Here is a 10,658-nt window from a genome sequence, read left to right on the forward strand (position 1 = left end):
AAAGCATATTATAAACTCTCCCTTACTCTCAAAAAAGAGAGCAAGAAATTATTTATGAACAACCGCAGGAATCATCTCGGGGAAGAATAATGCAATAAGCGCACTCCAAATGCCTATAAGAATAATAAAGACAACAGAATATTTTAAAGTGAATTTGAAAAGTTCAGATTCTTTGCCTACTAATCCCACAGCAGCACAAGCAATAGCTATGCTTTGAGGAGAGATCATCTTTCCTACAACGCCACCTACAGAGTTTGCTGCTAAAAATAATGCCTCACCCACGCCAAGCTCTCTTGCAGTAACTTGTTGAAGCGGTCCAAAAAGGAGGTTTGCACTTGTATCAGAGCCCGTTAAAAATACGCCTATCCAACCAATAACTGGGCTAAAGAACGCAAAAGCCTCGCCTGTTTTTGCAAAAGCAAGCCCTAAAGTTGCACTCATACCGCTATTTTTAGCCACAAAAGCAAAGGCAACCACAAGCCCTATAGTGATACAAGGGATAGCCATTTCTTTTAAAGTATCCCAAAAGCAATCTGCTGCATCACTTGCCTTAATCTTTAAAAACCAAATGCTCAAAAATGCAGCGACTAAAATCGCACTTCCTGCTTGGAGGGCAATAAGATTAATAGGCAAGGAGAGTGAGATAGGCTTACCGCTAGGCTCTATGATACTTCCGGCGATATTATTAAATGCCAATGTAACTTGTGTGTAGTCAAAGAGCGCACCCTTAGCAAACAATGCCTTAAACCAGTCTTGAGTCCAAATCACTATACAAAGGATAAGTAAAATAAAAGGTAGCCATGCTTTAAATACCTTGCCAAAGCCAAGCTGTGTGTGGTTTGAGAAATCTTTCACATCATCAAGCCTAAAGATATTTTTCACAGACCAGAATTTCAAAAATATAGTCGTACAAGCCAAAGAGACAATAGCTGAAGCAATATCTGGTAATTCCGCTCCCAAATAATTTGAGCTTAAAAATTGCGTTAAGGTAAAGCTAAGTGCGGCGACTAAAATCGCAGGGAAAGTCTCCCTTACCCCTTTGAATCCATCCATCAAAAATACGATAAAAAATGGGATAGTAAGACTTAAGGGCACAAGCATACGTCCCACCATAGCCGCTATAGCATGGCTTTCTACGCCCACTAAATTTGCCATAGCAATAATAGGAATACCTACTGCTCCAAAGGCTACAGGAGCGGTATTGGCAATCAAACAAAGCCCCGCAGCATAAAGTGGCTTAAGCCCTAAACCCACAAGCAAGGCTGCTGTAATGGCTACAGGACCTCCAAAGCCAATAGCCCCCTCCAAAAATGAGCCAAAGCAAAAGCCGATTAAAATCACTTGGATTCTATGATCGGGTGTAATACTCATCACACTTTGCTTAATCACCTCAAAAGAACCGCTTTTAACCGAAAGTTTATAGAGGAAAATGGCTGCAATGATAATCCAAGCAATAGGCCACATACCTTGAGCAAAACCTTGCACAAACGAAGCCCCCACCAAAGAAAAGGGCATTTCATAAACAAAAAACGCCACAATAGAAGCCAAAACAACGGTTAAAAACCCTGCTTGATACCCTTTAAGTTTAAAAACCAACAAACACACTAAAAAGCAAACTATCGGTAAGAATGCGATTAGCGCGCTTAAACCTATATTTGAAAATGGGTCATAAACCTGCTGCCATACCATAAAATCTCCTTGTCTTTCAAAATGGAAACAATAAACACTTACTTTGATCATTGTGTTTATTTATGTTCAGGGCTTGATTATAATTCATTAAGCGCCCTAAAGCACTAAAATAAAGAAATTTTTATACTCTTAGCCACCCTTTGATGTGTAGAAATATCACATATTTAGCCATTTATGGATATTCAATGGGTATTATTGAAACAAGAATAAATGACAAAAATATCAAAACTTTTTACCTTTATGTATTTTCAAAGTGGTATATTTATAATTCTTAAATAAAACTTCAATTGGCATTTAAGGAAAGAGTAAGGAGTAAATGATGCGAGTGTTTTTTTTCTCAACGTGTTTAGGGGGCGTAGCCTATGCAGATACATGCGTAAATGCCATCAAGCTTTTGCAAAAAGAGGGCTGTGAAGTGGTTTTTAAAAAAGACCAAACTTGCTGTGCGCAGCCTACTTATAATTCAGGCTATTATGAGCAAAGTCGTAAAGTCGCTTTGCACAATATCGAGCTTTTTAGCGGAGAGGAGCCTATTATCGTCCCATCTGGGTCTTGTGTGGGTATGATGAGAGAAGACTATGTCGAGCTTTTTGAGGGTACAAGCGATTTTGAGAGGGCTAAGCAATTTAGTTCGCGCATATATGATTTAGGCGAATATCTCCACAAGGTGCTTAAAGTCAAGTATGAAGATAAGGGCAATCCCACAAAGGTTACATGGCATAGTAACTGCCACGCTTTGCGCACAGCTAAAGTCATCAATAGCGCAAAGGCTCTTATTTCCTCACTTTCAAATGTTGAGTTAGTCGAGCTAGAGAGAGAAGCGGAGTGTTGCGGCTTTGGCGGGACATTTAGCATTAAAGAGCCTGAAGTGTCAAATGCTATGGTTAATCAAAAAATCCAAGATATTCTCTCACGCGATGTGGAGTATGTAATCTCTGCAGATGCGGGCTGCCTTTTAAATATTAGCGGTGCGATGAAAAAGCAAAAACTCAATGTCAAACCTATACATCTTTATGACTTTTTAGCCCAAAGAATCGGACTAGGAGCATAATATGAGTATCAATGAACACACCAATATCGTGCATGACAAACTCAATGACAAACAATTAAGGCAGAATCTAACAAATGTCATGGACACGCTCAAAAATAATCGTAAAAACCTCATCGCTTCTCGTTATTTAGATTGGGAGGGTTTGCGTGAGCAAGGCAGGGCTGTAAAGCAAAAGAGTCTCTCCCAACTTGATGTTTTGCTTGAGCGCTTTGAACAAAATGCCACGAAAAATGGCTTTATTGTGCATTGGGCAAATGATAGTAAAGAAGTCAATGAAATCATTTATAAGCTTATGCAAGAAAAGCATATTCACAAGATTCTCAAAGGCAAATCAATGGCAAGTGAGGAAACTCATTTAAACGCCTTTTTGAAGCAAAAGGGCTTAGAGCCTATAGAAACGGATTTGGGGGAGCTGATTATCCAGCTTATTGATGAGCCGCCTGTGCATATTGTCGCTCCCGCTATCCATAAAAACCGCTATCAAATTGGTGAAATCTTTGCCCAAAAGCTCGGAGCGCATTTAGAATCTGAGCCAGAAAAGCTCAATGAAATCGCTCGCGTGCATTTGCGTAAAGAGTTTCAAACCTTTCAAATGGGCTTAAGCGGGGTGAATTTTGCCATCGCTAATGAGGGGGCAATTTGGCTTATTGAAAATGAAGGCAATGGGCGTATGAGCACAACAGCAAGTGATATTCATGTAGCCATTTGTGGGATTGAAAAAATTGTTGAGAGCTTTGAAGATGCCTCTATTCTTGATGCACTTTTAGTGCCCTCTGCTACAGGCGCGCCCATTACTTGCTATAACAATATCATTACTTCCCCACGCAAAAATGGTGAGCTTGATGGACCAAAGGAAGTGCATATTATTTTACTTGATAATAACCGCTCGGTTATGCTTAAAGATGCGCATTTTTATCGCTCTCTCTCGTGCATTCGCTGCGGGACATGCCTAAATCACTGCCCTGTGTATGATAAAATCGGCGGACATGCGTATTTGAGCACTTATCCCGGTCCTATTGGGGAGGTTATCTCACCTCAACTCTTTGGTATGAAAAACTTTGGACATATGGTAAATCTCTGCTCATTATGCGGAAGATGCTCTGAAGTATGCCCGGTGAAGATTCCTTTAGCTGAGCTTATTAGGGATTTACGAAGTGAAAAGGTGGGGCAAGGGAGGAAAAATCTCAAAAATAATGACGGCTCACTCCGTGATAAAAGTGAAGAATATGCGATGAATGCTTTTGCTAAATTTGCAAGCAATGGGTCTTTATGGCGCATAGCTCTTGGACTAGCGGGTATATTTGCACCATTAGCAAAGCCTTTTAGCCCCCTTATACCGGGCTTAAAAAACTGGGTTATGTATCGTGAGTTCCCCCATCTCAAAGGCAATCTCCACAAAAAGCTATCAAATATGAAAGGGGTTATCTATGAGTAAGCAAGCTATTTTAGGACGCATTAGAGATTCTCTCCAATACAACACGCTTCAAGGGGATAGCGCACATTATACAAACCCCTTAAAAAGCACACAAGAAGACAAAATACAAGAATATATCACCTTGCAGAGGGCAAATAAAGCCATAGTGATAGAATCTCAGCCAAGCACACTTTTGCAAGATGTATATAATACCCTCCTTGAAATCAAGGCAAGCAAGATTCTCTACAATCCTAACATTAAAGACATACTTGAATTCTCGCAAAATCCCACAGATTTAACCAAATCTTTGGAGTTTATCGCTTATGATAAAAGTATTGATGAAAATAGGGGCGAGCTTTTTGAAATTGATACATCTATCGTGCGTGCAAGCTGTGCTGTGGCAAATCTAGGGATTATAGGCATTGCCTCGCACTCCCTTGCCCCACGTCTCTCATCTCTTATCACAAGGACATGCCTTATTTTGCTAAGCAAAAATGATATTGTGGAGAATTTCTATCAAGGGGTGCTCTCCTTAAAAGCTCAAAGTGAAAATGGCAAGCTCCCTACCAATATGATTTTTATAGCTGGTCCATCAAGAACGGCAGATATTGAATTACAAACCGTTTTTGGTGTGCATGGTTCGCTTAAAACTTATGTGATTTTGTATTAAAGGAAAGGTATGAATGTTTTTGCGCGATTTTGGTTTGAGAAAGATAAGAAAAGTTATATCGGTGTGGGACGTGCCGAACTTTTAACGCGTATAGCAGAATCTGGTTCCATTTCAAAAGCAGCAAAACAAATGGGTATGAGCTATAAAGCCGCTTGGGATAGCATAGACATTATGAACAAACTCTCCCCCCATCCTTTAGTAGAATCAAGTAATGGAGGCAAGGGTGGTGGTGGCACAAAGCTAACACCGCTAGGCTATCAGGCTATTGAAGTATTTAATAAGCTTGAAGATACAAAAAACATATTTTTTGATTATTTAAATGATGTGTCGGATTTTGATGAGCTGTTAGTGCGTATTTCGCATTTGCAAGATGCTTTGCAAGTGATACAAAAGAAAAAATAACTTCTCTTTTGGCGCCATCATTTAATGTCTTGGTTTGCGGGAGTGAATCCCGCTCCGCGCCTAAAGATTGACTAGTAAGCGCGCTTTGCGCGTTTATCAAGTCGTTTTCTAAGGGTTTTAAATCCTCGCCTAAAGCGCCTTTTGCGGGGGCGCTCTCTTGGGCTTCGCCCTCCTTAAAATCCCTCAAAGATACTTCCGCATTTGGTGCTTCTTTTCATTAGTTTAAAATCTTGCTTCGTGTGGAATTAATCCACACTTCGCGCCTAAAGCTTGACTAAAGCTTGCGCTTACGCTTATCTATCAAGTCGTTTTCTAAGGGTTTTATTATGAAACGCCCGCCCTTATTAAAGCGCCCTGCGGGGGGCACTATTTTTGACTTTGCTACCCGCTTGTGTAATTCCTTTTTTTCAAACTGCCGCGTCTGGGGTTCTTTTGCGGGTCATTAGTTTGTCATGTCTATAGGGCTTAGCCCTGAAGAATCTCTGTCGGCTTTCTAGTGGCTCGTTTGTGAATACTTCGGTCGGGCTTTGCCCTCCCTCAGAATGACAAACTAAGCTCCTTTTCTCAAACTCCCCTCTCGCCCGCTCTCCTCTCAAGCCTTTAAAAAGTGTGCTTAGTTCCCCTATGAAACTCAAAGCGCGGCGGTATCTTTAGGCTAGTTTGCAAGTTTGCTTTATGACTCCTCCAAAGCCTAGAAAATCTTTTTAGCAATAAATTGGCTATCAACATAGAGCGAGAGGGTAAAGCCCACAACGCCAAGAATGACAATTAGGGCAAAAAATGGAGGGCGATTTGAAGAATACATTAAAAAATACAAGCTTAAGGGAAAAAGCACCACCCCCAAACCTATAAACACCCACCCAAGGGCGCATAAAAATAAGGCTACATAAAAAGCTGCATTTGTGGGCATTAGCGTATAAGGGCAATATCTAGGACTTCTTTAATATCGCTCACACCAATAATTTCAAGCTTATCTAGCACTTCTTTGGGTATATCTTTTAAATCCCTTTCATAATTTTTCTGCGGGATAATCGCCCTTTTAATGCCCGCCTTATGAGCGGCTATAAGCTTCTCGCGTAATCCCCCAATAGCAAGCACATTCCCCCTTAGTGTGAGCTCCCCTGTAAGGGCTATATCAGCATAGATTTTAGAATCTGTAAGGATAGAGGCTATCACGCAAGCCATTGCAATCCCTGCACTTGGTCCGTCTTTAGGCGTAGCCCCCTCTGGCACATGCAAGTGAATATCATAGAGTTGATAAATAGCACTCTTGCTTACTTCCTTTGCTTTAAGAAACTTCTTATCAATAAGCACTTTGATGACAGAATGGGCAATATGGGCAGATTCTTTCATTACCTCCCCTAAGCTTCCTGTAAGTGTAAGCAAGCCTTTGCCTTTAATTTTAAGTGCTTCAATCTTTAGCACATCGCCCCCTACGCTTGTCCAAGCTAAGCCATTAACAATACCTATGGCATTTTTCTTATCTGCTGGAGAAATTTCAAAGACTATTTTGTCTAAGAAATCGCCAATATTATGGGGAGTGATAGTGATATGCTCCTCCCCTTTTAAAATCATAGTCGCACTTTTGCGCATAATTTGAGCAAGTTTATGCCTAAGATTTCTCACTCCTGCTTCACGTGTGTAAGATTCAATAATCTTTTTAAGTGCGGGGGCAGTGATTTTTACTTCTTGTGGCAGCAAGCCATGTGTTTTGAGCTCTTGGGGGATAAGGTATTTTTTGGCAATTTCATATTTTTCTTGTGGGGTGTAAGATGAGATAGCAATAAACTCCATTCTATCTCGCAAAGGTGCTGGAATCGTGCTAATATCATTAGCTGTGGCAATAAAAATCACTTGTGAAAGGTCAATATCAAAATTGGTGTAATAATCTCTAAAGGCGTGGTTTTGCTCTGGGTCAAGAATCTCTAAAAGCACGCTTGTAGGGTCGCCTCGATAGCTTCTGCCCACTTTATCAATCTCATCAAGCACAATCACAGGATTCATTTCCTTTGCTTCGATTAATCCCTGCGTAATGCGCCCAGGCATAGCGCCAATGTATGTACGGCGATGCCCACGTAATTCATTAACATCTTCTAGCCCGCCAAGAGCAATGCGCACAAGCTTTCGTTTAATGGCTTTAGCGATGGAGTTTGCTAGACTTGTCTTCCCCACGCCCGGAGGTCCATAAAAGCATAGAATCGTGCCCTTTTCTTGGTTGTTTTGAGGAGAAGGGTTCTTTTCTTTTTGCCCACTCTCCGCCCTCTGGCTTACAAGCTCCTTAATAGCAAAATATTCAACAATACGTTCTTTGGGCTTTTGGAGTGAGTAGTGGTCTAAATCAAGCTGTTTGGCAACTTTAGCAATGGAGAGCTTTTGCCTTGCGTATGTACCAAATGGAATCTCCAGCACCCATTCGATGTAATTTTGCAAAATATTGGCATCTCCGCTATCTTGGTGCATACGTGAAAGACGTTTGATTTGCTTATGCACTTCTTTATAAGCATTCTCGCTCATATGAGGCTTTAGGGCATTAAGCTTTTGCTCATATTGCTCCATTTCCTCATCTCGGACATTTTCATTCCCCAGCTCTTTTTGAATCTGCTTTAGCTGCTCTTTTAGGAAATATTCTTTATTGACTTGCTCCATTTTGTTATGGACTTTGTTTTTAATCTCCTTTTGGAGCTTTTGGGCTTGCGTTTCTTCAATCACCGCGTCAATAAGCCATAATACCCTCTCTTCAACATCATCTTTAGCAAAAAGCGTATAAGCTTGCTTCTTTGAGAGGCGCATAGCTGAGGCGACAATATCAACAATGCGATTTGGCTCATGATTACTCTCTATGGTTTTAAGAAAATCAGGAGAAAAGCGATTATCAAGATTGGCAAGATGCAAGACCTTTTCATGGAGTACTTGCAGCAATGCATTCATTTTATTTTCCTCATACGCTTTATAGCTAAAGGCATCTACCTCCACTTCTAAAGGCTCTGCAGGAGATTGCAGCACAGAGAGTACCTTGCCTCGACACAAGCCCTTAATAAGTAGCTTAACGCGCCCATCAGGCGTAGCCACTTCGCGCATAATTGAGCCAATAACCCCCACATTATAAAATGAAAATTTCTCCCTTTCTTCTTCACGTTCAAATCCAATAAATACAAGGCTATTGCCCTCCACTGCCTTATGGGCGGCTTTGATATTTTCTTCATCGCTTATAAAAAGAGGCACAATCATAAAGGGATATATAAGCTCATCTTCTGTAATAACTGGCATAACCATGGGAAAATTATGATGTTGTAAGGTATTCATTATCTCTCCTACCAATTGAAAATACGTACATACCAAGGCACATGTGAGGGCTTGGGATTAAAATATTTTAAAAGTGCATTATCGTTACGTTCTAAATATTCTTCTGCTGCTGCTTTTTTGTTTTGTTTTCTATACACATTTGCAATCGCCGCATTGAGTTCGATTTGCCCTAATTGGAATTTGAGATAAATATATTCCACATAAGGGGCATAGCGGCTTTGTGGGTAATTTTGCAAAAATGATTGTGCTTCTTCAATGCTTTGGGCGATGAATTCTTGGTCTTTGCTGTAGTTTTTAAAGCCATAGAAATTGGCTAAGATTTTCAAATATCGTGCATAGTCTTGGTTATCAAAAGATGAGTAACGTTTGAGATATTCATCAAAATAAAATGCGGCTAAAAGGTATTCATCTCTTTCCATATGGGCTTGCCCTAATATCAGCATAGCCTCAGGTAAGAGAGGGGAGTTTATATGCTCACTCTGCAATGAGGCAAAATACCCATCCGCCCCCTCAAGATTCCCAAAATTAATTTCTTTAATCATCGCCTCATACCAATATGAAGCCGGCTTGTTGTACTCTACATCTTTTTTTGCACAACCAAAAAGCATAAACATCAATAATACAGCACATGCAAAAAGATACACCCTCATAAAAAGCCCTTATTAATAAATAAAAGAGCACATTATACACTATTACATTGCTAAATATATTTAATATAAAATACACATTTATGCTATAATCTTTAAAAACCCAACTAAAACTTAGACTTGAAACTTTGGACTTGAAGCATCAGAGGTGTGTAAGGTTACGAATACTTAAAGCAATGGAGCAAAATTATGGTCTTTGAAGTCAAATCACCCATTCTTGGTTTTGAAAATGTAACAAAAATGAGGCTTGAAAAAATTGATGATTTGTTTATGAAGCTTACCAACGCTGATTATGAAGTGCCTCATTTTACGCTTGTCAATCCATTTTTGCTCCGAGAGTATGAGTTTGATGTGCCAGCAAGTATTAAGATTCTGCTTGATTTAGATAATGCAAAAAACCTCCTTATTGCAAATATAATGGTTATACAAACACCCATTGAACGCTCCACTATTAACTTCTTAGCTCCCCTTATTTTCAATTTTGATAATCTCACAATGGCGCAAGTCGTGCTTGATAGTATGCAATACCCCTCATATAGCCTTAATGAGCCCATTGGCACATACTATAATCAAGATTCCCAAGATGAGTCCCAACCCCAAGCCCCCCAAGATAATAAACCAAGAGACAACAAACCAAGCTAACAAACAATGAAAACACTTCTCGTAATCGGCTATGGCAATATGGCAGCAGCCATACTCAAAGATAATGACTTTATACAAAAGCACTATAAGATTATCATTCTAGGCAGAAATTATAGTAAGGCTCAAGCATTCATATCCGCAAACGCCATTATAGGCGCTGAGGCTTTGGCATTACAATCGCATAATAAAATTAATTGCCAAGATACAGATATACTCCTTTGTATCAAGCCTAAGGGTTTAGAGAGCTTTATCTTTGAAGGTAAGGCTAGATGTGTATATAGCATACTTGCAGGAGTGGGGGTAGCAGATATTGCAAAGCATATTAACGCCGCACATATTATCCGCGCTATGCCCAATATCGCCGCACGTTATAAATGCTCTGCAACCGCCTTTTATTATCAACATTCATCTACAGATATGCTCCAGCGGGAGATTGTCCCTTTTATAGAATCTTTTGGCATAGCCCTAAAGGTGGATAATGAAACACTCATAGAATCAAGTATTGCCACAAGTGGAAGTGCCATAGCATTTTTAGCCCTTGTAGCAGAATCCCTCATTGACGCGGGTGTGCTTGAGGGATTTAGCCATACGCAAAGTGAGCAGTTAGTCAAGCAATGCTTTTTGGGGTTTGCTAAGACATTAGAGCCCACAAGCCCAAGCGAGCTCAAATATGCCATATCAAGCCCGGGTGGGACAACTATCCGTGGATTAAATGCCTTAGAGCAAAGTGGCGTGCGAGGAGCATTTATCCAAGCTGCCCATATCGCCGCACAATATGCCAAAGACAATCTTAATGCAAGCTTTCATTCGAGCGATACACCGCCTAAAAAATAGAGTCCC

The 10,658-nt window shown here is 40.3% G+C and carries 11 protein-coding genes; 6 read left to right on the forward strand and 5 right to left on the reverse strand.

What is annotated here, in order from left to right; translation table 11 throughout:
• Positions 1–48: 48 nt before the first annotated feature.
• Complete coding sequence (locus CQA63_RS00585; protein WP_104699225.1) at positions 49–1,689, reverse strand: L-lactate permease; 1,641 nt, start codon at positions 1,687–1,689, stop codon at positions 49–51.
• Positions 1,690–2,008: 319 nt separating this feature from the next.
• On the opposite strand from CQA63_RS00585, the gene CQA63_RS00590 reads away from it, so the two are divergent.
• Genes CQA63_RS00590 through CQA63_RS00605 form a run of 4 tightly spaced genes read left to right on the forward strand, consistent with a single transcriptional unit; the run spans position 2,009 to position 5,226 of the window.
• Positions 2,009–2,740: a (Fe-S)-binding protein gene (locus tag CQA63_RS00590; protein WP_104699224.1), complete on the forward strand. Its 732-nt coding sequence runs from the start codon at positions 2,009–2,011 to the stop codon at positions 2,738–2,740.
• Position 2,741: 1 nt separating this feature from the next.
• Positions 2,742–4,175 carry a LutB/LldF family L-lactate oxidation iron-sulfur protein gene (locus tag CQA63_RS00595; protein ID WP_104699223.1) on the forward strand — a complete coding sequence of 478 codons (1,434 nt, stop codon included), beginning with the start codon at positions 2,742–2,744 and terminating at the stop codon, positions 4,173–4,175.
• A complete protein-coding gene (locus CQA63_RS00600; RefSeq protein WP_104699222.1) occupies positions 4,168–4,824 on the forward strand; it encodes a LutC/YkgG family protein in 657 nt (218 codons plus the stop codon). Before CQA63_RS00595 ends, CQA63_RS00600 begins: the two co-directional genes overlap by 8 nt.
• Positions 4,825–4,833: 9 nt before the next feature.
• Entirely contained in the window at positions 4,834–5,226 is a 393-nt protein-coding gene (locus tag CQA63_RS00605; RefSeq protein ID WP_104699221.1) for a winged helix-turn-helix domain-containing protein, read from the forward strand.
• A gap of 407 nt (positions 5,227–5,633) precedes the next feature.
• Here CQA63_RS00605 and CQA63_RS09360 read toward each other — a convergent pair whose 3' ends face one another.
• Genes CQA63_RS09360 through CQA63_RS00620 form a run of 4 tightly spaced genes read right to left on the reverse strand, consistent with a single transcriptional unit; the run spans position 5,634 to position 9,179 of the window.
• Positions 5,634–5,861 (reverse strand): hypothetical protein, encoded by a 228-nt coding sequence (locus CQA63_RS09360; protein WP_147288702.1) that lies wholly within the window; start codon positions 5,859–5,861, stop codon positions 5,634–5,636.
• Positions 5,862–5,917: 56 nt separating this feature from the next.
• On the reverse strand, positions 5,918–6,136 hold the full coding sequence (locus CQA63_RS00610) for a hypothetical protein (protein WP_104699220.1): 219 nt from the start codon (positions 6,134–6,136) through the stop codon (positions 5,918–5,920).
• Complete coding sequence (gene lon / locus CQA63_RS00615) at positions 6,136–8,529, reverse strand: endopeptidase La (RefSeq protein ID WP_104699219.1); 2,394 nt, start codon at positions 8,527–8,529, stop codon at positions 6,136–6,138. The genes CQA63_RS00610 and lon overlap by 1 nt, the downstream gene beginning before the upstream one ends.
• Positions 8,530–8,537: 8 nt before the next feature.
• Entirely contained in the window at positions 8,538–9,179 is a 642-nt protein-coding gene (locus CQA63_RS00620; protein ID WP_104699218.1) for an outer membrane protein assembly factor BamD, read from the reverse strand.
• 186 nt (positions 9,180–9,365) lie between these two features.
• Between CQA63_RS00620 and fliW the strand changes: the two genes are divergently transcribed.
• Complete coding sequence (gene fliW / locus CQA63_RS00625; protein ID WP_104699217.1) at positions 9,366–9,818, forward strand: flagellar assembly protein FliW; 453 nt, start codon at positions 9,366–9,368, stop codon at positions 9,816–9,818.
• A gap of 6 nt (positions 9,819–9,824) precedes the next feature.
• Entirely contained in the window at positions 9,825–10,652 is an 828-nt protein-coding gene (locus CQA63_RS00630; RefSeq protein WP_104699216.1) for a pyrroline-5-carboxylate reductase, read from the forward strand.
• Positions 10,653–10,658 lie beyond the last annotated feature (6 nt).

This window comes from Helicobacter marmotae (genome assembly GCF_003364255.1).
Taxonomy (GTDB): domain Bacteria; phylum Campylobacterota; class Campylobacteria; order Campylobacterales; family Helicobacteraceae; genus Helicobacter_C; species Helicobacter_C marmotae.